At 76.1% G+C, this 24438-nt stretch carries 18 protein-coding genes; 7 read left to right on the top strand and 11 right to left on the bottom strand.

What is annotated here, in order from left to right; all coding sequences use genetic code 11:
• Positions 1-7: 7 nt before the first annotated feature.
• From ACVWNX_RS01315 to ACVWNX_RS01285, 7 genes are all read right to left on the bottom strand, one after another.
• Complete coding sequence (locus tag ACVWNX_RS01315; protein WP_454411972.1) at positions 8-1696, bottom strand: Na+/H+ antiporter subunit D; 1689 nt, start codon at positions 1694-1696, stop codon at positions 8-10.
• Positions 1693-2292: a Na(+)/H(+) antiporter subunit C gene (locus tag ACVWNX_RS01310; RefSeq protein WP_454411971.1), complete on the bottom strand. Its 600-nt coding sequence runs from the start codon at positions 2290-2292 to the stop codon at positions 1693-1695. The genes ACVWNX_RS01315 and ACVWNX_RS01310 overlap by 4 nt, the downstream gene beginning before the upstream one ends.
• Positions 2289-5240: a Na+/H+ antiporter subunit A gene (locus ACVWNX_RS01305; protein ID WP_454411970.1), complete on the bottom strand. Its 2952-nt coding sequence runs from the start codon at positions 5238-5240 to the stop codon at positions 2289-2291. Before ACVWNX_RS01305 ends, ACVWNX_RS01310 begins: the two co-directional genes overlap by 4 nt.
• A gap of 339 nt (positions 5241-5579) precedes the next feature.
• Positions 5580-5849 (bottom strand): hypothetical protein, encoded by a 270-nt coding sequence (locus ACVWNX_RS01300; RefSeq protein WP_454411969.1) that lies wholly within the window; start codon positions 5847-5849, stop codon positions 5580-5582.
• Entirely contained in the window at positions 5846-6424 is a 579-nt protein-coding gene (locus tag ACVWNX_RS01295) for an RNA polymerase sigma factor (RefSeq protein ID WP_454411968.1), read from the bottom strand. The genes ACVWNX_RS01300 and ACVWNX_RS01295 overlap by 4 nt, the downstream gene beginning before the upstream one ends.
• A gap of 268 nt (positions 6425-6692) precedes the next feature.
• Positions 6693-8384, bottom strand: coding sequence for a VanW family protein (locus tag ACVWNX_RS01290; protein WP_454411967.1), 1692 nt, complete (start codon positions 8382-8384; stop codon positions 6693-6695).
• A gap of 206 nt (positions 8385-8590) precedes the next feature.
• Entirely contained in the window at positions 8591-9460 is an 870-nt protein-coding gene (locus tag ACVWNX_RS01285; RefSeq protein WP_454411966.1) for a universal stress protein, read from the bottom strand.
• Positions 9461-9618: 158 nt separating this feature from the next.
• Between ACVWNX_RS01285 and ACVWNX_RS01280 the strand changes: the two genes are divergently transcribed.
• From ACVWNX_RS01280 to ACVWNX_RS01270, 3 genes are all read left to right on the top strand, one after another.
• On the top strand, positions 9619-10398 hold the full coding sequence (locus tag ACVWNX_RS01280; protein ID WP_454411965.1) for an SDR family NAD(P)-dependent oxidoreductase: 780 nt from the start codon (positions 9619-9621) through the stop codon (positions 10396-10398).
• Positions 10399-10533: 135 nt separating this feature from the next.
• Positions 10534-10815: a DUF2087 domain-containing protein gene (locus tag ACVWNX_RS01275; RefSeq protein ID WP_454411964.1), complete on the top strand. Its 282-nt coding sequence runs from the start codon at positions 10534-10536 to the stop codon at positions 10813-10815.
• 113 nt (positions 10816-10928) lie between these two features.
• Positions 10929-11480 (top strand): SRPBCC family protein, encoded by a 552-nt coding sequence (locus tag ACVWNX_RS01270; protein WP_454411963.1) that lies wholly within the window; start codon positions 10929-10931, stop codon positions 11478-11480.
• Here ACVWNX_RS01270 and ACVWNX_RS01265 read toward each other — a convergent pair.
• Together ACVWNX_RS01265 and ACVWNX_RS01260 are read right to left on the bottom strand one after the other, a co-directional pair.
• The gene (locus ACVWNX_RS01265; RefSeq protein WP_454411962.1) at positions 11381-14515 is read right to left on the bottom strand and encodes a BTAD domain-containing putative transcriptional regulator; all 3135 of its coding nucleotides are present in this window, start codon (positions 14513-14515) and stop codon (positions 11381-11383) included. The two genes, ACVWNX_RS01270 and ACVWNX_RS01265, sit on opposite strands and share 100 nt — an antisense overlap.
• 181 nt (positions 14516-14696) lie before the next feature.
• Positions 14697-15200 (bottom strand): GNAT family N-acetyltransferase, encoded by a 504-nt coding sequence (locus tag ACVWNX_RS01260; protein WP_454411961.1) that lies wholly within the window; start codon positions 15198-15200, stop codon positions 14697-14699.
• 235 nt (positions 15201-15435) lie between these two features.
• On the opposite strand from ACVWNX_RS01260, the gene ACVWNX_RS01255 reads away from it, so the two are divergent.
• Together ACVWNX_RS01255 and ACVWNX_RS01250 are read left to right on the top strand one after the other, a co-directional pair.
• Positions 15436-16512 (top strand): polyprenyl synthetase family protein, encoded by a 1077-nt coding sequence (locus ACVWNX_RS01255; protein WP_454411960.1) that lies wholly within the window; start codon positions 15436-15438, stop codon positions 16510-16512.
• Between the two features lie 145 nt (positions 16513-16657).
• Entirely contained in the window at positions 16658-18361 is a 1704-nt protein-coding gene (locus ACVWNX_RS01250; protein ID WP_454411959.1) for a carboxylesterase/lipase family protein, read from the top strand.
• A gap of 7 nt (positions 18362-18368) precedes the next feature.
• On the opposite strand, the gene ACVWNX_RS01245 is transcribed toward ACVWNX_RS01250, so the two are convergent.
• Positions 18369-21593, bottom strand: a complete 3225-nt coding sequence (locus ACVWNX_RS01245) for an AfsR/SARP family transcriptional regulator (RefSeq protein WP_454411958.1) — start codon at positions 21591-21593, stop codon at positions 18369-18371.
• Positions 21594-21867: 274 nt separating this feature from the next.
• Between ACVWNX_RS01245 and ACVWNX_RS01240 the strand changes: the two genes are divergently transcribed.
• A complete protein-coding gene (locus tag ACVWNX_RS01240; protein WP_454411957.1) occupies positions 21868-22626 on the top strand; it encodes a DJ-1/PfpI family protein in 759 nt (252 codons plus the stop codon).
• Between the two features lie 52 nt (positions 22627-22678).
• On the opposite strand, the gene ACVWNX_RS01235 is transcribed toward ACVWNX_RS01240, so the two are convergent.
• On the bottom strand, positions 22679-23503 hold the full coding sequence (locus ACVWNX_RS01235) for a L,D-transpeptidase family protein (protein ID WP_454411956.1): 825 nt from the start codon (positions 23501-23503) through the stop codon (positions 22679-22681).
• Positions 23504-23754: 251 nt separating this feature from the next.
• Between ACVWNX_RS01235 and ACVWNX_RS01230 the strand changes: the two genes are divergently transcribed.
• Positions 23755-24435, top strand: coding sequence for an ABC transporter permease (locus ACVWNX_RS01230; RefSeq protein ID WP_454411955.1), 681 nt, complete (start codon positions 23755-23757; stop codon positions 24433-24435).
• The last annotated feature ends 3 nt before the right edge of the window (positions 24436-24438 follow it).

The raw sequence follows: 24438 nt of genomic DNA, 5'->3' as shown, positions 1-24438 counted from the left end.
GGGAGGGTCATTGGCCGAGCACCGCCTCGATGTAGGGGGAACGTTCCAGGAGTTCGGCCGCCGCCCGCTCGGTGAGCGCGGTGAACGGGTCGCCCAGCACCGTGTACGCGAGCGACAGCAGCACCAGGGCGACGGTCGCCCAGGTCATGCGGCGCGGCAGCCGGTCGCTGGTGGTGGTGATGGACCGTCCGGACAGCGTCGCGGTCACCGCCCGTCCGGCGGGCGCGGGCCGCCGGTCACCGTCCGCCCGGTCACCGTCCGTCCGGCCGGGGGAGCCGTCGGAGTCGTCCGGGTCGTCGCGGTCGTCGGGGCCGTCCGGGAGCCCGTCGTCCGGGTCGGTCTCCTCCAGCACCGTGACCCGGGCGGGCCGTCCCGGGGGAGCGGCCCGCCAGAAGGCGAGGTTCCACACCTTGGCCATCACGTAGAAGGTCAGCAGACTGGTCACCGAGGCCGCGGCGACCAGCAGGTACGCGAGGCCCCCGCCGTCCGCCACACCGGCCTGCAGCAGTCGCAGCTTCCCGATGAACCCGGACATCGGCGGAATGCCCGCCAGATTGAGCGCGGGCACCAGGAACAGCGCCGCCAGCGCGGGCGCGGCCCGGGCCAGTCCGCCCACCCGGGTCAGTTCGGTGGTCCCGGTCCGTCGTTCGATCAGCCCCGCCACCAGGAACAGCGCGGTCTGCACGGTGATGTGATGGACCACGTACACGATGGCGCCGCCCAGCCCGGCCCGGGTGCCCACCCCGATCCCGAAGATCATGTAACCGATGTGGCTGATCAGGACGAACGACAGCACCCGCTTCAGATCGGTCTGGGCGACCGCCCCCAGCACCCCGATCACCAGTGAGGCGAGCGCCGCCACCAGCAGCAGACCGCCCAGCCGGTTCCCCGGGAACAGCAGGGTCTCCACCCGCAGCACGCAGTACACGCCCACCTTGGTCAGCAGGCCCGCGAAGACCGCGGTGACCGGCGCCGGGGTGGTCGGGTACGAGTCGGGCAGCCAGGCCGCGAGCGGGAACACGGCCGCCTTCACCGCGAACACCGTCAGCAGCGTCGCCTCCAGCAGGGTCCGCACCCCGGGCGGCAGCGCGGCCAGCCGCACCGCGAGTTCCCCCATGCCGACGGTGCCCGTCGCCGCGTAGGTCAGGGCGACCGCCGTGAAGAACACCATCGAGGAGACCAGCGACACCAGGACGTACGTCGCCCCCGCCCGCAGCCGCGCTGCCGTTCCGCCCAGGGTCAGCAGCACGAAGCTCGACACCAGCATGATCTCGAACCCCACGTAGAGGTTCACCAGGTCACCGGCGAGGAAGGTACAGGACACCCCGGCCACCAGCAGCATGTACGCCGGGTGGTAGATCGCCAGCGGCGACTGCTCCTCCCGGTCCGCCATGCCCTGTCCGATCGAGTACACCAGCACCGCCAGGGTCACCGCCGCCGACACCGTCAGCATCAGCGCCGACAGCCGGTCCGCGACCAGGGTGATGCCCACCGGCGGGGGGAAGTCCCCGAGGTGCACCACCAGCGGCCCGTGCCGGTCGGCGGCCACCAGCAGCGCCAGCGACAGGGCCAGCACCGCGCCCAGCACCACGACGCCGACCACCCGCTGCGCCCGGGGGAAGCGGGTGCCGAGGACGAGTTCGGACCCGGCGGCCAGCAGCGGCAGCAGTACGGGCAGCGGGACCAGCGCGTTCACCGGGCGCCCTCCTCGGGTTCGGTCCGGCCCGGGGCGGCGAGGTCGGCGGGGTCCTCGCCGAGGATGTCGTTCCACAGGTCGCCCGACGCGTCCCGGGCCCGGGCCTGGAGCGCCCGGTCCTCGCGCAGCACCTCCCGCAGCCGCCGCCGTTCCGCGCGGTAGGCGTCCCGGTCGCCCTCGGGACCCCGGCCGCGCGGCCCGTGCCGCTCCCGCAGCGCCGAACGCTGCTCCAGCACCTCGGCGCGCAGCGCGATCCGGCGGTCCTCGATGTCGTCCATGACCTCGTCGGTGCCGTTGACCCGATGACTGCGGTACGCCATCGCCAGCAGGAACGCGGTGGTGGCGAGGGTGATGACGATGGCGGTGAGGGCCACGGCCTGCGGCAGGGGGTCGCTGATCCGCGCGGGGTCCACCCCCGGGTAGAGCAGCGGCGCCGCGCCCGCCGGTCCGCTGGCGGCCAGCATCAGCACGTTGACGCCGTTGCTGACGATGACCGCGCCGGTCAGGATGCGGGTCAGGGCCCGCATCAGCAGCAGTACGCCGCCCACCGCGCACAGCACCGCGCCGGTCACCAGCAGGGTCAGACTGACGCTCACGCCCCGCCCTCCCCGCCCTCGCGCGCGGCCCGTTCGATCTGCCGGTCCACCCGGGCGCCGAGGGCCCGCACGATGTCCAGGACCACCCCGAGGACCAGCAGGTACACCCCGGTGTCGAAGAGGACGGGGGTGCCCAGGTGGACGTGTCCGAGGACCGGCAGCCGCGTCTCGTAGGTCAGCGGGTGCAGCACCGATCCGTCGGCCAGCCCCAGCAGGGCCACCGAGGCGGAGAGCAGCAGCCCGAGTCCGGTGAGCAGCCCGGGATGGCCCGGGGCGGCGTCGGCCAGTTCATGGCGTCCGCCCGCCAGATAGCGCGCCGTCATCGCGAGGCCCGCCACCAGCCCGGCGACGAACCCGCCGCCCGGCAGGTTCTCCGCGCACATCAGCAGATAGACGGAGAGCACCAGCACGGGGTGGAAGACCAGCCGGGCCACCACCTCGAAGACCACGGACCGGTGTTCGGGGGCCAGGGTCCGCCCGGCGGCCAGCCAGGTGCGTTCCGGGGCGGTGTCCCGCGCCACCACCGGCCCGGGGGCGACGAAGTGCGAGCCGTACGACCACGCCGTGGGACCGGCCGGGGGCCCCGTCGCCTCCGCCCCCGCCGGGGACCCGGACGCCGGTCCCGTCACGCTCCCGGCGTCCGCCACGCTCTCCGCGGACTCCGCCGTCCCGGCCCTGCGGTGCACGTAGATCAGGCTGGTCACCCCCACCGCCGCCACCGCGAGGACCGCCGACTCGCCCAGGGTGTCCCAGGCCCGGAACTCCACCAGGACCGTCGCCACCACCTCCTTCACCCCGTGGTCGGCGGTCGCCGCCGCCAGGGCGTCGCGCGCGGGTTCGGCGACCCGGGCGGCGGCCACCACCCACATCGCGGTGGCCACGACCGCCGCCGCGACCAGCGCCAGCGGGATCCGCGCCAGCAGCCTGCGGCGGCTGATGGTCTCCTGGAAGTACAGCGGCATCCTCCGCAGCACCAGCACGAACACCAGCAACGAGACGGTCTCCACGCAGAACTGCGTCAGCGCCAGATCGGGCGCCCCGTGCACCACGAACAGCAGCGCGGTGCCGTAGCCCGTCAGCCCGGCGAGGACCACGACCTTCATCCGCCGTCGCACCGGCAGACACAGCAGCGCCGCCGCGCAGGTCAGCGCGGCGATGGCGCCCTGTGTCGCCGAGTCCCACAGCCGGGGCGCGACGGCTCCCGCCCAGGGCTCGTCCACGGTCAGCACCGCCAGCTGCCCGGCGAGCAGCACGCTCAGCACCGTCGCCAGGTACACCGAGACGGAGCCGCGCTGGAAGAACCCGGTCACCTGGAGGGCGATCCGCTCCAGCCCCAGCAGTCCCAGCCCGAACACCCGGTCGGCGGTGGGCCACGCGACCCGCCGCGACAGCCGCACCACCGGCTCGCGCGCCGCGAACAGCGCGGCGCCCCCCGCCCAGGCCGCCGCCGACAGCGCCAGCGCCGTCCCCGGGCCGTGCCACAGCGACAGCGCGTACGGGTGCGCGGGCGCCGGGAAGGCCGACGCGTACGCGCCCAGCAGCCCGTTCAGCCAGGACACCCCCGGCCCGAGGAGCGCACAGGCCGCCGCGAGCAGTGCGGGCGGAGCGAGGAACAGGGCGCCCACCGGACGCACCGGGGTGTCGGACAGCCCCGGCTTGCGGGCGAACGCCCCCCAGAGGAAGCGCAGGGTGTAGGCGCAGGTCAGGGCGGAGCCCACGGTCGCGGCGGCCAGCGCCCAGCGGTCGGCGACCCCGCCGTGCAGCAACGCCTCGAAGGCGGTCTCCTTGGCGGCGAACCCCAGCAGCGGCGGCAGCGCCGCCATCGAGGCGCCCGCCACCACGGCGGTCGCGGCGACCAGGGGCAGCGCCCGCCCCACCCCGGACAGCCGCCGCAGGTCCCGGGTGCCGGTCACCCGGTCCACGATCCCGGTGACCAGGAACAGCGGGGCCTTGAACAGCGCGTGGGCGAGGATCAGGACGGCGGCGGCCAGCGCCGCGTCCCGGTACCCGGCCCCCGCCAGCACGGTGAGGAAACCGAGCTGGCTGACCGTGCCGTACGCCAGGACCAGTTTGAGGTCGCCGAGGCGCAGCGCCCGCCAGCCGCCCAGCAGCATCGTCACCGAACCGAGGACCAGCAGCAGCGGCCGCCACGGCGGGACGTCCGCGAACGCGGGCGCCAGCCGGGCCACCAGGTACACGCCCGCCTTCACCATCGCCGCCGCGTGCAGATAGGCGCTGACCGGGGTCGGCGCCGCCATGGCGTTCGGCAGCCAGACGCTGAACGGCCAGATCGCGGACTTCGACAGCGCCCCCACCAGCACCAGCACCACGGCCACCGACACGGTGGTGGAGGGCGCGGGCGGCGCGGCGAGCAGCTCGGAGATCCGGTAGGTGCCCGCTTCCTGACCGATCATCAGGAAGCCGACCAGCATCGCCAGTCCGCCGAGGGTGGTCACCGTCAGCGCCTGGAGCGCCGAGCGGCGGTTCTGTTTGCGTTCGCTGCCGTGCCCGATCAGCAGGTACGAGAAGACGGTGGTCAGCTCCCAGAACACGTAGAGGACCACCAGGTCGTCGGCGAGGACCAGCCCCAGCATCGCCCCCGCGAAGGCCAGCAGGTTCCCCGCGAACCGCCCCAGCAGCGGGGTGCCGTCGTCGAAGTAGCGCACGCAGTACAGCAGCACCAGCGCCCCGATCCCGGCGGCCAGCAGCACCATCAGCAGCGCCAGCGCGTCCAGCCGGAGCGCGATCCACACGTCGTACGCGGGGAGCCAGGCCAGCGACCAGTCCACCGCGCCGCCGTCGGCGGCCCCGCCCCAGTGGGTGACGGCCCAGCCGACGGTGACGGCGGGGGGCACCGCCAGCGGGACGAACGCCCAGGTCCCCAGCCGCCGCACCAGCGGCCCCGCGCACGCCGCGAGCAGGAAGTGGGCGAGGATCAGCGCCGCCATGCGACCCCGGGGACCGAGGGGCCGGGGCCGGGGGCACGGCCGGGGCGAGGGAGATCGGGCATGGGACATAGCTATAAGCCGTGGCCGGATTTCCCGGTCCGGCACGCCGCACGGCGGTGGACCCCGCCCCAGGTGCCCCCCTCCGGCCCAGCGCGGACGGACGGCGGACGGTCCCGGTGGCGCTCCGGGCGCGGGGTGCCGCGCCGTGGCGGCGGAGATCGGGGAACGGACGGCCCCGGTGGAGTCCGGGCCGGGAACGCCGTGGTCGTGGCGGCGGTCATCCGCCGGGAACGGACGGCGGTGCTCCGGGCGTAGGGTGCCACGCCCGGAGCCCGGGCCTCACCGCCGCGCGGGAACGGTCAGTTCGCACCGGCCGTCGTCGCCGCAGGACCGCCGCAGCCGTCCCCGGGAGACCGTCCGCACCAGTCCGACCGTCCAGCACATCGGGCAGCCGCGCAGGGCGAGCAGTCCGACCGGGGCGAGCAGCAGGCTCCATGCCCCGGTCACCGGGAGCAGCAGCACCGCGCCCGCCAGCGAGCCGAACCCGGCCAGCCCGCGCAGCAGATGGACGGGGACGGAGCGGCTCGCGAAGGCGGGGGAGTCCGTCATGACCGCCCTCCCCGCCGCCCGTCGTCCCCGCCCGGCAGCGGGCCCGTGGCACCGAGCTGCTGCCGCAGCGCTCCGCGCGCCCGGTGCAGCCGGGACTTCATCGCGGCGGTGGACAGACCGAGCGCCTCGGCGGTCCGGCGTCCGCTCAGCCCCTGGAGGTCCCGCAGCACCAGCACCCGGCGCTGGTCGGCGGGGAGCGCCAGGATCGCGTCGGCCACCCACTGGGCCTCCAGCCGTTCCAGGACCTGCTGTTCCGCCGAGGGCAGCCCCGGATCGGGGGCGGGCCCGGAGCCCCGCCGGGCCGCCGCCCGGACCCGGCGCAGACACTCGTTGCGCACCACCCGGAACATCCAGGAGGCCAGCGCCCCCGAGGCCCGCAGCATGCCGATCTTCCGGTAGAGGACGATCAGCGCCTCCTGCGCCGCGTCCTCGGCGTCCTCCGGGGAGGCGCACAGCGAGTGGGCGAACCGGCGGACGTGCGGATGGGAGCCGGTGACCAGCGCCGCCGTGGCCCCGGCGTCCCCCGCCTGGGCGGCCCGCACCAGCCCCTCACCGGGCCAGTCGCGGTCAGCCACGGGACCGCCCCCGCCGCCTCAGGACGTGGACCGCACACAGGCACATCAGCACGGCTCCGGTGACGATCGCACCGACGAGCATGGTTACCTCCAGGTTCCGTGCCCACCGGGTGGTCGGCACACCCATGAGAGCCACGGGCCCCGGAAAGGATTCACCCCGTCCCGCCGACGGCCGCGCGCGGGGGCGTGCCCGGCACGGTACGCGCGACGGCCCGGTCCGGCCGCCCCGTACGCGGGGCGGCCGGACCGGGCCGTGCGGTGCGTCCGGTCAGTCGCAGGTGACCTCGTCGCGCGGGGTGTAGCGGGTGTGGAACGGCTCCCGCTTCACCTCGACGCCGTCGTTGCGGAAGACCCGCTCCACGGTGACGTCGAAGCCCTCCAGCGGGGTCTGCACCTGGCAGTCCTTCTTGGCGCCCTCCCGGGTGCCGGGCTCCTTGATGTTCTTCCGGGGCCCGGTGACGGACTCCACCGCGTCGTACTTCTTGGTGCCGAGGAAGGTGACGGTCACCGAGGTGTCGGTGGAACTGGCCAGGATGTGCAGGGCCTTGCCCGAGTCGTTGGTGAACTTCAGGTCCAGGCTGCCCCAGGCGACGGTGGCCTCCCGGCCCTCCGGGTAGCGCTCGATGTAGAACGAGTGGGCGCCGTACTCCACGGGCTTGACGCCCGCGAAGAAGATCGCGTTGAACATGGCGGTGGCGACGGTGGAGACGCCGCCGCCGGACGCCTTGGTGTACTTGTCGTTGAGGATGATGATGCCGTCGACGAAGCCGTTGGCGGTGGTGCGTTCGCCGACGGTGTCGTTGAAGCTCCAGGTCTCCCCGGGCAGCACCGTGGAGCCGTTGATCAGCTCGGCGGCCCGTCCGATGTTCTTGGTCCGGTACTCGGCCTTCTCGAAGTTCGCGGTGAAGGACGACACCTTCTCCGTGAGCCCCAGCTCCGGCAGCTTCGCCCGGCTGAGCGCGGGCTGCTGGCGCACCGTGTCCACCTCGCCGGTGCGGGCGGCCCCGGTCTTGGTGAGCAGCGGCAGCACCGCCTCGTGCAGCGCCTCGGAGGTGACCCGCTGGCCCGCCTTCCCCTCGGTCGCCACCGCGACCCGGTCCCCGTCCAGCCGCAGGGTGGCGTCCCGGGGGGCGGTGGTGACGGCCTTGACGGCGGCGGTGACGGCCGGGTCCTTGAACAGTCCCTCGCGGTCGAGGACGGGCTTGAGCTGGTGCGTCCGGTCGGGGCGCAGGCTCAGGTGCTTGCCCAGGGTGGCGGGGGTGAGGGTGATCCGGCCCTCGTCGGTGGTGAGGACGACCGGGGCGGACATCGCGGGGCGGGCGAACGCGCGCAGCGCCCGTTCCGTCTCGGCGGCCGTCACGGACGGCTCGCTCTCGCGTGCGGGCAGGGCGACCGGGCGGGAGCGGGGTTCGAGGTAGGCGTCGCGCAGCGCGTCCACGGCGCCGTCGGTGTTCAGGGCGATCCCGGTGCGGGCGGTCACCGTCTTCGGCTCGCCCTTGACGAAGGTGACCGAGCCGTCACGGACCGTGCGGTCGTGCTTCTCGGCGAGGCCCTGTACGGCGTCCCGGGCGGTCTTCTCGTCCATCCGGACCACGGGGGCGACCGGGCCGCCGTCGGAGGAGAAGAGGTTCCCGATCACGGTGAGGGGGGCCTTGCCCGAGCGGGCGGCGCGCTCGGCGGTCTCGGCGGTGTCCACCGTGAGGCCGGCGGCCCGGGGGGAGACGCGGTCGCTGGCGTCCCCGATGGTCACCGGGATCGGCGCGGTGGTGACGGCCTTCAGTTCGCGGTCCAGCTTCCGCTGGGCCTCGGCCTTGTCGAGCCCCCCGATGTCCACCCCCAGCACGCTCGTCCCGGAGGGTGCCTCCTCGGCCGTGACCAGCAGTCCGGTGAGGTAGAGCGCGCCCGTCCCGAGCACGACGGCCCCGCCCGCGAGGGCGGCGGGATGTATTCGGCGACGCATGGAACTCCCAGGAGGTGACCGGCACGGTAGGGGGCGGGGCCGTGGCCCGGCCGCTGCGATGCTACTCAGGAACCTACCGTCTCAAATACAGTCAAATGGTAAATGGCTGAAAGCTGCCTCAGGGCGGCTGGTGACTGATGGCACACCGGCGCGTGACGGCCCGCCCCGCGCCCCCAAGGGTCGGGACGGGCCGTGTGTGACCCGCATCACTCGTGCGGGATCACCGCCACCGGGCAGCGCGCGTGGTGCAGCGCCGCGTGCGCCACCGAGCCGATCAGCCCGCCGGTCGGGGTGTACCGGGCCCGGCGTCCCACCACCAGCAGCCGGGCCCCGCCCGCCACCGAGAGCAGCACCTGCCCGGCGCTGCCCATCTCCACGTGTTCCACCACCTCCACCCCGGGGAACCGCTCCCGCCAGGGCGCGAGGACCTCCCGCAGCGCCTTCCGCTCCAGGGCCTCCGGCCCGCCCGCCGCGTCGGAGCGGCGCAGGAACTCGGGCCCGAAGGCGTGTGGCGACGGCAGGTGCCAGGCCCGCACCGCCCGCAGCGGCGCTCCGTGCGCGGCGGCGGCCTCGAAGGCGAAGCCGAGCGCCGGATCGCTGTCCCGGGCCTCTCCCCGCTGACCCACGACGACCTCGCCGGTCCGCCCGGGCGCCCCGTCGTCCCCGGACGCCCGCACCGAGACCACCGGCCGGGTGGTGTGCGCGATCACCTGCTGACCGTGCGAGCCCAGCAGGAAGCCGAGCAGCGCCCCCTGCGCCCGGGAGCCGAGCACCAGGGTTCCGGCCTCCCCGGCGGTCCGCAGCAGCGCGGGCACGGGGGCGTCCGCCAGGACCTCGGTGGTGACCTCCAGCGACGGCCGCCCCTCGACGGCCCGTTCCCGGGCCTCGGACAGCACCGCTTCGGCGGCCCGGTCCAGGACGTCGTCGGTGAGCACCGGGAAGTCGCGCGGCTCCCACCAGGGCGCGTGGACGATCCGGAGCGGAAGGCCGCGCAGGGACGCCTCCCCGGCCGCCCAGTCGACGGCCGCCCCACTCGCCGGTGAACCGTCGACCCCGACGGCGATAGCGCGGGTCATGTGTCCTGCCTCCTCGTGACGGTACGGAGCGGTCACGCTACCGCTCCCGTTCCCCCAGCCTTCCGGACGCCGGGGCGCGGGGGCAGGGCCGATCGTCCCGAGATCACCGGCCCGTCCCCGGCGGGAGCGGCGCGGAGGACGCGTTCTAGGGTGCGGGGATGACCTCACAGGACTATCTGTCGCAGTTGTTCTCCCTGGACGGCAGGGTGGCGGTGGTGACCGGGGGCAGCTCCGGCATCGGCCGGGCCGTCGCGGAGGCGCTCGCCCGGGCCGGGGCCCGGGTGGTGCTCGTGGCCCGCCGTGAGACGGAGCTGAGGGCGACGGCGGAGGAGCTGACGGCGGCCGGGTGCCGTGCCGCCTGGGTCAGCGCCGACCTCGCCACCCGGGCCGGGACCCGTGAGGCCGCCGAGCGGGCCGCCGCCGTGTTCGGGGAGCCCGACATCCTGGTCAACAGCGCCGGGATCAACCTCCGGCCCCCGCTGGGCGACCTGGACGAAGAGGTCTGGGACCGGACGATGGCCGTCAACCTGGAGGCGCCCTTCCTGCTGGGCCAGCGGTTCGGTCCCGGCATGGCCGCGCGCGGCTTCGGCCGGATCATCCACGTCAGCTCCCAGCAGGCGCACCGGGCCTTCGTGGACAGCGGTGCCTACGGGGTGTCGAAGGGCGCCCTGGAGTCGCTGGCCCGTTCGCAGGCGGAGGCGTGGTCACCGCACGGCGTCACCGCCAACACCCTGGTCCCCGGGTTCGTGATGACCCCGCTGAACGCGCGGCTGTCCAGCGACCCGGAACGGGTGGCCGCCCTCGCGGCCCGCACCATGACCGGACGCAACAGCCTCGCCGGGGACTTCGCGGGCGCCGCCGTGTTCCTGGCGTCCACCGCCTCGGCCTACGTCACCGGCCAGTCCCTCTTCGTGGACGGCGGCCTCTCGGTCCACTGACCGTCTGCCGTCTGCCGTCTGCCGTCTGCCGTCTGCCGTCTGCCGTCTGCGGCCCCGGTCCGAGTCCGGTTCCGGTCCGGTCCGGCCGGGAAAACGCGTTGCCCCGCCACCCCCGCACGGGCCACGCTGACCCGCATGAACGATCACACGACCGTACGGACCCGGGGTGTCGAGGACCTCTTCTCCCGGGGCAGGCTGACCACCGTCCCCCGCCGCGCCGCCCGGCGAGACCAGCTCTTCGACCACCTCGTCGAACGCCTCTTCACCCCCGACCGCGCCTACACCGAACGGGAGGTGAACGACGCGCTGCGCACCGTCCACGACGACTGCGCCGGGCTGCGCCGCGACCTGGTGTCCACCGGACGCCTCACCCGGACCCGCGACGGGGCGGCGTACCGGGTGTCGGACACCCCCTGACCCTGGCGGGCCGGGCCCCGGCCCGGACCGTAAGCGGACCGGAGGGGGACCGTAAGCGGGGGAGGGCAGGGTGCGAAACGACCCAGCGCCCGCCGTCCGGGAGGAACAGGCCGATGCCCCCCACCGCTTACGAGATCGTCCGTGAGACCGCCGCCAGCCGGGAGGAGGTCTTCGCCGCCTGGACCGAACCCGGGCGGTTCGCCCGGTGGTTCGGCCCCCGGATGCTGACCACCCCCGTCGAACGGGTCGCCCTGGACGTCCGGCCCGGCGGCCGCTGGCGCGCCGCGCTGGTCGGACAGGAGGGCTTCGAGGCCCTCCTGAGCGGGTGGTACCGCGAGGTGGACGCCCCCCGGCGGCTGACGTTCACCACCGGGGACGTGGACCGGCCCGGTACGGAACCCGCGTTCCTGTCGACCCTGCTCCTGGAACGGCTCCCCGGACCCGGAGCGCCCCGCACCCTGACGCGCTTCCACCAGCGCGGGGTGAACACCGACGCCGAGCACGTCGCCCGGGTCCGCGCGGGGTGGCTGGAGTACTTCGAGCGCCTCGACGAGTACCTCGCCGTTCAGACGGGGTCCGCGCCGGACGGTCCGGTGCCGGGTTCCGGTCCCCACCCCCACACCACGGCCACGTCGTCGAACGTCAGCGTCCGCCCCCGGGCGTAGGCCGCGTCGAACGCCTCCGTGCCCAGCGCCGCCCTGGCCCGCCGCTCGGCCCGCTCCGCCTCGCGCAGTTCCGGGGCGGCGGTGGGCAGGGAGCCCGTGGCGCGGGCGGCGGCGGCCAGCCCCAGCAGCACGGCGGCCCGGTCGGGCGCCACGACGAGGGCCGCCGCCTCCACCGCCGCCGCCGTGGTCCGGGGGTCGCCCACCGTCCGCGCCGCCGCGAACGCCCGGCGCAGCACCGCGACGGCCCGCTCCGGACGGCCGCTCAGTTCGTACACGTGCCCGAGTTCCACCAGGGTGCTGGGGAGGAACAACGGCGGTTCGCCGGTGTCGGGGGCGCTGTCGACCAGCTCCCGCAGGGACGTTTCCGCGCGGTCCAGGTCACCGGCCCGGCGGGACGCGAACCCGTGCGTCATCCGCGCGAACACCAGCCCCTCCGCGTAGCCCTGCTCCCCGGCCAGCCGCAACGCCCGCTCCGCGTACTCCACGGCCCGCCCGTAGGAGTCCCGCGCCATCGCCAGCCACCCCAGCCAGGCGAGCCGACGCACCACGTCCGGCCAGAGCCCGAGCGTCTCGGCCGCCCGCAGGTCCCGCTCGAACGACTCGGCGGCCAGGTCGGGTTCGCCGCGCATCTCGGCCAGTCCGCCGCGCCACTCCCCGGCCTGGATGACCCCCCAGCCGTCCCCGAGCCGGGCGAACAGCTCCGCGCCGCGACCGCTGGTCCGCTCCAGCTCCGCCTGGTCCCGGACGGTGAACGCGTCCCGGGCCTGACGGCTCAGCGCCAGGGCCGTGCCCCAGGTGTCGCCCACCTCCTGACAGTCCGTCAGCGCCGAGTCCACCAGGGCCCGCGCCGAGGGCATGTCCAGCGGTCCCATCGCCAGGAACAGCCGGGCCCGGGCCCGCTCGCCCCGGTCCTCGATCTCCCCGGCCACCGCCGGGTCGCCCCCCTCGCCCAGCAGCAGCCCGAACCCCTCGTACCAGGCCCGCGCCCGGGCCCGCTCGTCGGCGGACGCCGCCGTGGGGCCGCCCGCCGCCTCCGCGTCCCGCTCCAGCGCCGACCGCAGCTCCTGGCGGGCCTCCCCGAGCCGTCCCCGCAGGAACCAGAACCAGCACAGGGCGTTCGCCAGCCGCACGGCCCGACCGGCGGGCGCCACCGCCAGGGCCGCGCGCAGCTCGGCCGAGTCGGCGGCCAGCCGGGTCAGCCAACGGCCCTGCTCGGGGCCCCGCAGCGCGGTGTCCGCGGTGACCGCCAGCTCCGCGTAGTGCGCGAGGTGCGCGGCCCGGATCCGGTCCGTCTCGCCCGCGTCCTCCAGTCTGCGCAGACAGTACGCGGTCACCGACTCCAGCAGCCGGTAGCGCGGACCCGCCGGACCGTCCACCACCGTCACCAGCGACCGGTCCACCAGCCGCGCCACCACGTCCAGGACGTCGACGCCCGGCTCCGCGCAGACCGCCTCCGCCGAGGCCAGCGCGCAGCCGTCGGCGTGCACCGCCAGCCTGCGCAGCACCAGCCGCTCCTCGTCGCCCAGCAGCGTCCAGCTCCAGTCGATGACCGCCATCAGGGTCTGCTGGCGCGGCGGCACCCCCCGGTGCACCCCGGCCAGCAGCCGGAACCGGTCGTCGAGCCGGGCCACGACCTCCTCGACGCCGAGCGCCCGCACCCGGGTCGCCGCCAGCTCCAGCGCCAGCGGGATGCCGTCCAGCCGACGGCACAGCTGGGCGACGGCCGCCGCGTTCGACGCGTCGAGGACGAACCCCCGGGCGCTCGCCCGGACCCGGTCGAGGAACAGCCGGGCCGCGTCGGACCGTCCCACGGCCTCCGGATCCGTCCCGTCCGGCGGGGTCAGCGGGGGCACCTGCCACAGCGCCTCGCCCGCCACGCCCAGCGGCTCGCGGCTGGTCGCCAGGACCCGCAGTCCGGGCACGGACGCCAGCAGGTCGGCGGCGAGGTCCGCGGCCCGCTCCACCACGTGCTCGCAGTTGTCGAGCAGCAGCAGCGGGGACCGGCCGTCGAGCGCGGCCACCAGCTGGTCCCGGGCCCGGCCCGGCCCCTCCCGGACGTCCAGCGCGGCGAGCACGGCCTCCGCCAGGGACCCGGACGCCCGGTCCAGCGCGGCGAGTTCCACCAGCCACACCCCGTCCGGACAGGTGTCGCGCAGCCCGCGCGCCACCTCCAGGGCGAGCCGGGTCTTGCCGACCCCGCCGGAGCCGGTGAGGGTCACCAGCCGGTGCTCCGCCAGCGCCCCGGTCACCTCCGCCACCGCCGCGTCCCGGCCGATCAGCCCGCTCACCGGGGCGGGCAGGTTCCCGGCCGGACGGGCGGCGGGCGCGGCGTCGAGCGCGGGGTCCTGGCGCAGCATCCGGCCGTACAGCTCCGCGAGGGCGGGCGACGGGTCGAGCCCCAGCTCCTCGTCGAGGAGCGTCCGCAGCTCCGTGTAGGAGGCGAGGGCCTCGCTCTGCCGACCCGCCCGGTACAACGCCCGCATGTGCGACCCGCGCAGCCGTTCCCGCAGCGGGTGCCCGGCCACCAGCTCGGCCACGTCGACGGGTTCGCCCGCCGTCAGCCGCCGTTCGGTGAGGTCCTCCACGGCGGTCAGCCGGGCCTCCTCCAGCCGGGCCACCACCGGCCCCAGGAACGGCAGATCGGCGAAGTCCGCGTACGCGGCGCCCCGCCACAGCTCCAAGGCCTCGGCGGGGCGGCCCCCGTCCAGCAGCCGGGCGAACCGGCGGGCGTCGACCGCGTCCGGCCCGGCCTCCAGCGCGTACCCGGGGGCCCGGGACACCACCAGCTCCCGGGCGCCCGGCTCGGCCTCCTCCAGGGCGCGCCGCAGCTGCGAGACCCGCACCTGGAGCGCCGCCGCCGCCCGCGCGGGCGGGGCGTCCCCCCACAGGTCGTCGATCAGCCGGTCCACGGAGACCACCCGGCCCTCGTGCGCGAGGAGGTCGGCGAGCAGCGTCCGCACCTTCAGCCCCGGCACCGCCACCGGCCGCCCGTCGTCCGTGAGCACCAGCAGCGGGCCCAGTACACCGAATCGCATAACGCGAGACCCTAGTACTCCACCGGGGTTCCGCTCCGGCCCGGTCCCGGACCGTGCGGTGGGGGCGTGGCGGGACGCCTCACGGGGACGGCCTCCCCGGCCGGGCCTCGGAGGCCGTCTCCCGGAGCGGCCGTCGACGCACAGCCTTCCGGAGCGGTCGTCGACGCACGGCGGTGACGCCTCACACGGCCCGTTCCATGCAGACCAGCCCGTCCCGCTCGTCCCATGACCCGGTGACGGTGAATCCGAGCCGCTCGTACAGGGCGATCGCGCCCGTCCGCCACTTCCACACCGACAGCCGCACCGTGCCGACACCGCTCTCCGCGGCCCGCGCGAGCGCCGCGCCCACCAGGCCGGACGCTACGCCCCGCCCCCGGAACGCCGGGTCCGTCCAGAGCCTCTTGACCTCGCACCGCCCGTCGACGGACGCGGTCACCACCAGACAGCCCACCGGAGTGTCCCCGCTCAGCGCCAGCAGCACGACGTCGTCGGCGAACACGGCCTCCGGCTCCGCGATCTCCGCCCGGTAGCGGTCCGGCAACCCCTCCACACCGGCGACGGCCTCGCCCTTCTCGGCCTGCGTCCGCAGATGGTAGGCCGCCAGCAGATCCGTCAGCCCGCCCTTGGCGGAAGGGGCCTGATCCGGCCAGCTGACGACGGAGACCCCGTGTTGATGATCAGTCATGACGGGAGCATGGCACGACACGGGCCGGGTCCGGAACGAGGTCCAGGTCCGCACCCGACGCACGCCCTCCGGTCCGTCCCCGGACCCAAGGCGCGCTGCCGGACTCGACGGCCTCGGCACGGAACCCGCCCTGGCACGGCGGCTGCCGGGGGCCGGAGATACTGGGGGCGGGTCTGTTCGCGTCGGTCGGCTGCCGGCCCCGTGTCGTACCGACCGTGTCCCGGGGGTGTCCTTGATGTCGGTGGAGAGCGCGGCCGGTGTTCCCGAGCGGCTCGCCGGGTACCGCGACCGTTTCGACGCGCTGTTCGCCGGGTACTTCGACGCGCTGGCCCGGGAGGGGCTTCCCCGGGGCCGGTTCGCGGCCGAAGCACTGGACCTGGTGCGGGACATGTCGCTGCGCGGAGGCAAGCGGCTGCGGGTGGCGCTGCTGCACGAGGCCGCGCGCCTGGTCGCGCCGGGGCCCGTGCCCGCCCTGGACGAGGCCGCGCTCAGCATCGAACTGCTCCAGACGCACGGGCTCATCCACGACGACATCATCGACGACTCGCCCACGCGCCGGGGCGCGCCGTCGGTGTACTACGCCTACCGGGAGCGGTTCCCCGACCGTCCCCGGACGGCGCTGGGCCTGGCCGTCCTGGCCGGGGACCTCGCCGCCTTCCTCTCCGTGCGGGTGCTGCTGGACGCGCCCGTCCCCCGGGAGCTGCGACAGGCGCTGGCGGCCGTGCAGGCGACCACCGGCGCGGAGACGGTCATCGGGCAGTTCCTCGACCTGGAGCGCGACTTCGGGCCGGTGCCCGACCGGGAGCGGCTGGACCTGGTGTCCGACTACAAGAGCGCCCGCTACTCGGTGCTGGCCCCCTTGCGGATGGGCCTGATCGCGGCGGGCGAGGACCCGGCCGACCACCAGGAGGAACTGGCGCGGTACGCGCGGCTGGTCGGGGTGAGCGGGCAGCTGCGCGACGACTACCTCGACCTGTTCGCCGACTCCCGGGCCACGGGCAAACCGGTCGGCGGGGACCTGCGGGCGGGCCGGAGGAGCTACGCGGTGTGCGCCCTGCTGACGGCGGTGGACGGCCGGGACCGGGACGTGGTCGAGGCCGCGCTCTCCGATCCCGTCTGCTCCGACGAGACCGTCGGACGGGTGCAGGAGATCGCCCGGCGCCACCGGGTCGACGAGCGGTTGCGCGGTGAGATCCACCGGACCGCCGGGGAGGCGTCCGCGCTCGCGGCCGGCTGGCGTCCGCGCTGGCGCGCGGAGGCCGTCGGATTCTTCGAGCGGTTGCCGCTGTGGGGCGCGGAACGCACCCGCTGACACCGGGGCGGCGCGGGGCGCCGGGGCGGCCCGTGGGGGCGCGGCCCCACCGCCACCGGCGCCGACCACCGCCGACCGGCGGCGTCCGGCGTGCCGACCGGCGGACGGGCGCCGAGGATGGCCGCATGACGCCGAGGACGGCCGTATGAGGACGCCCACCGCCCGGCGGCCCCGCCGACGGTGGATGGTGGCGGCCGCGCTGGCCCTGCTGTGCGCCGCCGCTCCGGCCGCCGCGCGGGAAGAGCCGCCCCCGGCGGCCGCCGGGCCCCGGAGCGGGGGAGGGACCACCGGGACCCCGGACCGCGCCGACGCGCCCGCCGGTGATCCGGTCCGCACCGAGGCGGGCTGGGTGCGCGGCACCCGGACCGCCGGACACCGCCTCTACCAGGGCATCCCCTACGCCGCCCCGCCCACCGGGGAGCACCGATGGGCCCCGCCCCGCCCGGTGACCCCCTGGCCCGGGGTCCGGGACGCCACCCGGCCGGGGCCGCTGTGCCCGCAGGTCCCGTCGCCCTACGCGCCGATCGCCAGCACCGAGGAGGACTGCCTGGTCCTCAACGTGACCGCGCCCGCCGACGGCCGGAGCACGGGCCCCGCGCCGGTCCTGGTGTGGATCCACGGCGACGGCGCGGTCGGCGGCGGCGCCTTCTTCGACGGACGGCGGCTGGCCGACCGGGGCGTCCTCGTCGTCACCGTCAACTACCGCCTCGGCGTCTTCGGCGGCCTGGCCCATCCGGGGCTGGAGGGCTCGGGCACCTTCGGACTCCAGGACCAGCAGGCCGCGCTGCGCTGGGTGCGGGCCAACGCCGCCGCCTTCGGCGGGGACCCAGGCCGGGTCACCGTCGCCGGTTCCTCCTTCGGCGCCGCCGCCGTCACCGCGCACCTCACCTCGCCCGCCGCGCGCGGTCTGTTCGACCGGGCCGTCCTCGCCAGCGGCGAGGGCATGATGGACATGCCCGCCGGGGCGATGGGACCCGAGGTCCCCGGCTACCGCTGGTACGTGTGGCGCACCGCGCGCGAACTGGAGGACGTCAGCGCCGAGATCACCGCCCCGCTCGGCTGCGGCGGCCCCGACGCCGAACGGCTGCGCTGTCTGCGGGCGCTGCCGGTGGCCCGGATCCTGGAGGTGCCGTCCGTCATGAACGTCTTCCAGGCGTTCCCGCACGGCACCCCCACCCTCCCCGAACTCCCCCCGAAGGCCCTGCGCGAGGGCCGTTTCCACCGGGTGCCGGTGCTGTCCGGCGCCACCCTCGACGAGCACCGCACCTTCGTCGGCATGCGCTACGACGCGGTCGGGACGCCCTTCACCCGTGACGACTACACCACCGCCCTGCGCACCGCGTTCGGCGCCGACGCGCCCCGGGTGCGCGCCGCCTACCCGCTGAGGGACTTCCCCTCCCCGGCGCTGGCCTGGTCGACGGTGGTCACCGACCGGATGTGGGCGCTCGGCACCCACGCCCAGCACACCGCGCTCGCCCGCCGCACCCCCGTGTACGCCTACGAGTTCGCGGACCGGGACGCCCCGATGTACCTGCCGTTCCCCGGCGACTTCGACTTCGGCGCGTTCCACGCGGGCGACACCCCGTACCTCTTCGAGGACGAGGCGGCCCGGCCGCTGTTCACCCCCGCCCAGCTACGGCTCTCGGACACCATGACCGACCAGTGGGCCGCCTTCGCCCGCACCGGCGCGCCGACCGGCCCCGGACTGCCCGACTGGCCCCGCTACGCTCCGGGCCCCGGCGTCCCGTACACCCAGTCCCTGGCCCCGGACCGCACCGGCCCGGTCGACTACGCGCGGGAACACCGCCTCGGCTTCTGGCGCGGCCTGCCGAGCACCCCACGTCCCTGACGGACCGTCATTCCTCGCCCGCCGCCCGGAGGGCGTCCGCGATCCGGGCGAGCAGCGGGCCCCGGTGCCCGATGTCCGCGAGGATCGCCGCCGCCTCCCGCAGGGTCGCCCGCGCCGCCGGATCCCCGGTCACCTGCTGGAGCTCCCCGAGGTGGCAGAGCGCCTCCGCCTCGCTGAAGCGGTGCCCCAGTTCCCGGTTCAGCCGCAGCGCCCGGCGGTAGCAGTCGGCCGCCTCGGCGTGCTCCCCGAGGCGCTGGTGGGCGAAGCCCAGGCTGTCCCAGGTGTTGGCCTCGCCCCGCACGTCCCCCAGCTTGCGCTGGAGGGCGAGCGCCTGACGGCAGTACGCGGCGGCCTGGGCGTGGTCCCCGAGCTGCGCGTGGTCCCAGCCCACCGCGTTCAGCGCCCGCGCCTCGCCCGCCTCGTGCCCGGCCGCCCGGAACAGGGAGAGGGCCCGCTGGTCCTCCCGCAGCGCCCCGGCGAGGTCCTGCCGCCGCTCGTACAGCCAGCTCAGCCCGAGCCGGGCGCGGGCCTCCCCGGGGGTGTCGCCCAGCTCCCGGTACATGTCCAGGGCGAGCGCGAGATGGTGGTGGGCGTCGTCCGGGCGGTCCGACTCCGCCTCCGCCAGGGCGATCTCGCCGTGCGCCTGGGCCTGCCAAGGACGGTCGTCGAGCCGTTCGGCGGCGGCGAGGCCGAGCCGGTGGGCGGCGATGAGGTCGGACCACAGCGACCGCCGGGCGAGGAAGGTGGTCAGCGCCCACGCCAGCTGCCGGACGTGGTGGTCGAAGCCCGTGCGCGCGGCCAGTTCCACCACGGCCAGCAGCACCCGGTGCTCCACGGCGAACCAGCCGAGGGCCCCCGCGTGGTCGGGGTGGTCCACCGGGGTGACCTCCGGCAGCGGGGCGGTGACGGCGAGCGGATCGCGGTGCGGGGCCAGCAGCCGGTCCGCCGCGTGCGCCGAGACGGTGTAGTGGTCGAGCAGCCGCCGCACCGCCGCCCGCCGTACCGCCCCGGCCTCCCCCGCGCCGCCCGCGCCGTCCGTGCCGCCTGTGCCGTCCGGCTGGTCCGTCCCGTCCGGGTGGCGTGCCACCAGCTCGGCGGCGTACGCCCGCAGCAGGTCGTGCAGGGTGAACCGGCCGGGCGCGTGCTCCGTCACCAGATGGGCGGTGCCGAGTTCGGCGAGGGCCGCCCGGGTGTCCCGGACCGGCTCCCCGAGCAGGCTCGCCGCGGCGGGCACCGCGATGTCCTGGCCCGGATGCAGCCCCAGCAGCCGGAACAGTCGCGCCGCCCGCTCCCCGAGCGTGCGGTACGACCAGGAGAACACCGCCCGGGCGTCCGCCGTGCGGTCGGTGCCCTCGAAGGCGTCCAGACTGCCGTGCGCCGCCCGCAGCTCCCCGGCGATCGCGGCCAGCGGGAAGCCGGGGTGGGCGGCGGCCCGCGCGGCCACGATGGCCAGCGCCAGCGGGAGCCGCCCGCACAGGGCGGTGATCTCCCGGACCGCCCGGGGCTCCGCCCCGGCGCGCCCCGCGCCGAGCCGTTCGGCCAGCAGCGCCCGGGCCTCGCCCGGGTCCGGGACGCCGAGGGCCAGCGGCACCGCGCCGCGCCCGGCGACCAGACCCGTCATCCGGTCCCGGCTGGTCACCAGGACGGTGCAGCCGGTGCCGCCGGGCAGCAGGGGGTCCACCTGGGCGGCGTCCCGGGCGTTGTCGAGGACGACCAGCAGTCGCCGTCCGGCGGTCAGGCTCCGGTACAGCCCCGCGCAGGCGTCGGCGGTCGGGGGCACGGCGGCGGGGTCCACCCCGAGGGCCACCAGGAAGCCCCGCAGCACGGTCTCCGGCGCCACCGGGTCCCCCGACGGGGCGAAGCCCCGCAGATCGGCGTAGAGCTGTCCGTCCGGGAACCGGTCGAGGTGGTCGTGCGCCCAGCGCAGTGCCAGCCAGGTCTTCCCGATGCCACCGGTCCCGGCGATCGAGGAGATCACCGAGGGGCCGCCCGGCACCCCGGAGCCGTCCACCGCCCTTCCCAGCCGCGCCAGTTCCGACTCCCTGCCGACGAACCCCCTCGGATGGACGGGCAGTTGACGGGGCACCGGCGGGTCGGCCCGCCCGGCGGCGGAGACGGTGCCCGTGTTCCCGACACCGTCCCTTTCCCTTTCCCCCTCCCTGTTTCCGTCGCCGTCCCGGGGCCGGTCCCCGTCCGGGTGCTCGTGCCCGCCCCGGCGTCCGTCCCCGGCCCGGTCTTCCCCGTCCGGAGCGGCGGCGTCCCCCGGCCCGGCATCCCCCGGCCCGGTGTGCCCCGGACCACGACCCGGGGCGGTGCCGACGCCCCCGGCGGCGCCGTGCGCGCCGCCGGGACCACCGCCGGCGCTCACGGGACCCACCGGGTCCGGGGCCGCTGGGACCCCGGCCGCCGGAGCCGGACGCACCGCCGGAGCCGGACGCACCGCCGTGCCCGCGTCCGCGCCGATGCCCGTGCTGTCGGCGCCCGGGGGCGGGACGAAGTCCAGCGCCGGGTCCGCGGTGAGCACCCGCCGCTGGAGCAGTCGCAGCCCGGGCCCGGGATCGGTGCCCAGTTCCCGGGCGAGCCGTCCGGCCAGCGACCGGTAGTGGGCCAGCGCGTCGGAGGCGCGTCCACTGCGGTACAGGGCCAGCATCAGCTGCGCGGTGACCCGTTCGTCCAGCGGATGGGCGGCGGCCCGCGCCCACAGGTCGGTGAGCACCCGGCCGTGCTCTCCGAGGGCCAGCCGGGCGTCCGTCAGCTCCAGCCGCGCCGCCAGCCGTTCCCCGTCCAGCCGTTCCCGCAGCGCGTTGAACCACGGCGTGTCGGCGCCCGGGAACGGCTCGCCCCGCCAGAGCCCGAGCGCCTCCTCCCACAGCTCGGCCGCCTCCCCGGGCGCCGCGCGCGTCCTGGCCCGCCCCACCAGGTCCCGGAACAGCAGCGCGTCCACCCGATCGCGGGGGACCAGCAGCCGGTACCCGGCGGTCTCCCGGACGAGTTCCGCGCCGGTGCCGTTCAGCGTCCCGCGCAGCCGGGACACATAGCTGTACAGCGCGCCCCTGCCCCGGCGGGGCGCGCGCTCCCCCCACACCCGGTCCACCAGGGCGTCCGCGGTGACCACCCGCCCCGCGTCCATCAGCAGGGCCCCGAGCACCCACCGCTGCCGCGCGTGCCCCACGTCCACGGACACCCGGTCCGCCGTCCACACCTCGATACCGCCCAGGACTCCGAAGAGCACGAAACCCGACTCCTGACTCCCCCCGCGCGGATCACCGGGACCCTCGATCGTCTACCGGCTGTCTACCGGTCCGCACAGCGGTCGTTCCAGCCGCATTCCGGTCGTTCCCGGCCAGCGGGATCCGGTCGCTCGGCCCGTGGTGCCGGGCGCCCCTCCGTCACGGACGGGTCCGGCGTCCGCCGGAACCCGCCGGAGAAGGGGCGCGACCACTGGCACGACACACCCATCGGGTGCCGCCGAGAGGCGCCGCCCCCCATCGCCATCTGGAGGTTCCGTGACCGGAATCGGACGTAGGAACGCGCTCGCGACGGCCGCCGGGGCGGCGCTCGGCGCGGGCGTCGTCGCCGGAGCGGGCCCCGCGACCGCCGCCGCGGGCACGGCCACCGGCGCCCGCGCGGCGGACCGGCCCCGGGGGAAGGACGACCCCCTGCGCGTGGACATCGTGATGTTCGACGGCGTCGAGGAACTCGACGTGTTCGGCCCCTTCGAGACGTTCGAACTCGCCCGGGCGCTCGGCAACCCGGTCCGGGTCCGGCTGGTCACCGCCGGTTCCCCGGCCCGGGTGACCCTCTCCTTCGGCACCCGGGTGGACGTCACCCAGGGGTGGGACCCGGACGGGACGGACGTCATCGTCGTCCCCGGCGGCGGGTTCCAGGACCGTAACCGGCCCGGCATCTGGCCGGAGATCCGCAGCGGGGTCATCGCCCAGCGGCTGCGCGCGGCGGTCCGCCGTGGTGGACCGGCCCTCTACGGCATCTGCACCGGAGTGGTGCTCCTGCACGCGGCGGGCCTGGTCGGCACCCGGCCGTGCACCACCCACACCGGCGCCCAGCCCTACCTGAGGGAGCAGGGCTGCGACGTCCACACCGCCCGGGTCGTCGACGACGGCGACCTCGTCACGGCGGGCGGCATCACCTCCGGCATCGACGGCGCGCTGCACCTGCTCGCCCGTGAGGTGGGCTCCAAGGCGACGGCGCGCGTGGAGTCCGTGCTGGAGTTCGAGGCCCGGGGCACCGTGCTGCGCACCGGCTGACCCGCGCGGCACCGCGCCGGACGGGACGCCGCTCCGGCGCGGTGCCCCGCGTTCACCGCCGCAGCGACCCGGCGTCCCCCATCACCACCACCGGCCGCAGCCGTGGGTCCAGCAGCCGCAGCAGCTCCCGCATCCGGCCGCGCGGCAGGGACACACAGCCCTTCGTCGGCCCGCCGTGGTCCACGTGCAGCCAGATCCCGCTGCCCCGGCCGAGTCCCAGTGGACGGGTCCGGTCCAGCGGGGAGGTGCCCGGCACCCGGTTGTAGTCGATGGCGAGGACGTAGTCGAAGGAGCCCTCCAGCGACTCGTCCAGGAACCCCGTCCCCGAGTCGCCGAACCGGTCGTCCCGGTCGTAGGGCAGCTTCGTCCCCGGGTCCGGCAGCAGACCGCCCGCGTCCCCGAGCCCGAAGACCCCGACCGGGGTGCGCAGATCGCCCGCCCGGTGCTCGTCGGTCCAGCCGCGCAGCGCGTTGTGCGCGGGCCAGGGCCCGGCGACCGCCCGCCAGACGCCGTGCGCGTCCCGCTGGTGCAGGGCGGCCGTGCTCGCGCTGGAGTCCCGCCCGGTGCCGGTCACCACCAGCGCCTGGGCGGCGCGCGCCGGGACCCGGGCCCGGGTGGCGGGGCCCAGCCCGGGGACCGCCGCGCTCTCACCGCCCGCCCCCGGACGTCCCTCGATCGGGGGACGGGGGGAGGGACCGGCGGGGACGCGCGGCGACGCGTCCTCCTTGTCGTCGCCGCCGGACACGGCACGCGGGACGGGCCGCGCCCCGTCCGGGGAGCAGCCGGTGACCAGCAGCGCGGCGCAGCAGACGACGGCGGCGAGGCCCCCGGAGGCCCGGCGGGCGGGCGGACGGGGACGGACGGGACTCGCGGGCACGGCGGAACCTCTCGCTCAGGGGGCCGACGCCCGGCCCACCGGTGTGCCATCCGTTCCCGTCCGCGCGGTCCGCCGCGCCTGCGTTGGTCCGACCCGCCCAGCCCCCACCCGGACGGGCGAGCCGCGTCCCCTCCCGGACGGGACCCGTCCCGCGTGCCCGGCCCACCCGGACGGGTGAGCCCGGTCCGCGCCGCCTCCCGGACGGCCCAGCCCACCGGGCGACGGCGCCCGGCCCGCGCTGCAATGGCCAGATGACCGTGCCCCCGGACGACTGCCTGGCCCGCAACGAGTGGATCTGCGGCGCGTATCTGACGACCCGGAGCCACATCCTGGCCGACGCGGTGCTCCAGCACCTGCGGCTGACCTTCCTCGCCGTGCTGATCGCGGTGGTGGTGGCGGTCCCGCTGGCCGTCGTCGCCCGCCGCTGGCGCTGGGCGTCCGGACCCGTCCTCGCGGTGACGACCGTCCTGTACACCGTCCCGTCCCTCGCCATGTTCTCGCTGCTGCTGCCGGTGTACGGGCTCTCCGCCTCCCTCGTCGTCACCGGACTCGTCCTGTACTCGCTGACCCTGCTGGTCCGCAACGTCCTCGCCGGGCTGCGGGCCGTCCCCGAGGAGACCCGGCAGGCGGCGCGCGGCCTCGGCTTCGGACCGGTCCGGCTGCTGCTGAGGGTGGAGCTGCCGCTGGCGCTGCCCGCGTCCATGGCGGGGCTGCGGATCGCCACGGTCTCCGCCGTCTCCCTGGTCACCGTGGGCGCGATCGTCGGCTTCGGCGGCCTCGGCAACCTCATCTACTCCGGGATGAACACCTACTTCAAGGCCCAGGTCCTCACCGCCTCGGTGCTCTGCGTGGTGATCGCGGTGGCCGCCGACCTCCTGCTGCTCGGGGTGCAACGGCTGCTCACCCCCTGGACCCGGGCCCGCGGCGCCTGACCC

The organism is Streptomyces sp. JNUCC 64, assembly GCF_054484115.1.
This window is presented reverse-complemented; position numbering and strand designations above follow the sequence as displayed.

Coding starts and splice junctions, on each gene's coding strand:
- ACVWNX_RS01255 (WP_454411960.1), top strand. CDS start 15,436: ATGTCGGTGGAGAGCGCGGCCGGTGTTCCCGAGCGGCTCGCCGGGTAC.
- ACVWNX_RS01290 (WP_454411967.1), bottom strand. CDS start 8,384: ATGCGTCGCCGAATACATCCCGCCGCCCTCGCGGGCGGGGCCGTCGTG.
- ACVWNX_RS01250 (WP_454411959.1), top strand. CDS start 16,658: ATGAGGACGCCCACCGCCCGGCGGCCCCGCCGACGGTGGATGGTGGCG.
- ACVWNX_RS01275 (WP_454411964.1), top strand. CDS start 10,534: ATGAACGATCACACGACCGTACGGACCCGGGGTGTCGAGGACCTCTTC.
- ACVWNX_RS01270 (WP_454411963.1), top strand. CDS start 10,929: ATGCCCCCCACCGCTTACGAGATCGTCCGTGAGACCGCCGCCAGCCGG.
- ACVWNX_RS01300 (WP_454411969.1), bottom strand. CDS start 5,849: ATGACGGACTCCCCCGCCTTCGCGAGCCGCTCCGTCCCCGTCCATCTG.
- ACVWNX_RS01280 (WP_454411965.1), top strand. CDS start 9,619: ATGACCTCACAGGACTATCTGTCGCAGTTGTTCTCCCTGGACGGCAGG.
- ACVWNX_RS01230 (WP_454411955.1), top strand. CDS start 23,755: ATGACCGTGCCCCCGGACGACTGCCTGGCCCGCAACGAGTGGATCTGC.
- ACVWNX_RS01305 (WP_454411970.1), bottom strand. CDS start 5,240: ATGGCGGCGCTGATCCTCGCCCACTTCCTGCTCGCGGCGTGCGCGGGG.
- ACVWNX_RS01260 (WP_454411961.1), bottom strand. CDS start 15,200: ATGACTGATCATCAACACGGGGTCTCCGTCGTCAGCTGGCCGGATCAG.
- ACVWNX_RS01285 (WP_454411966.1), bottom strand. CDS start 9,460: ATGACCCGCGCTATCGCCGTCGGGGTCGACGGTTCACCGGCGAGTGGG.
- ACVWNX_RS01265 (WP_454411962.1), bottom strand. CDS start 14,515: ATGCGATTCGGTGTACTGGGCCCGCTGCTGGTGCTCACGGACGACGGG.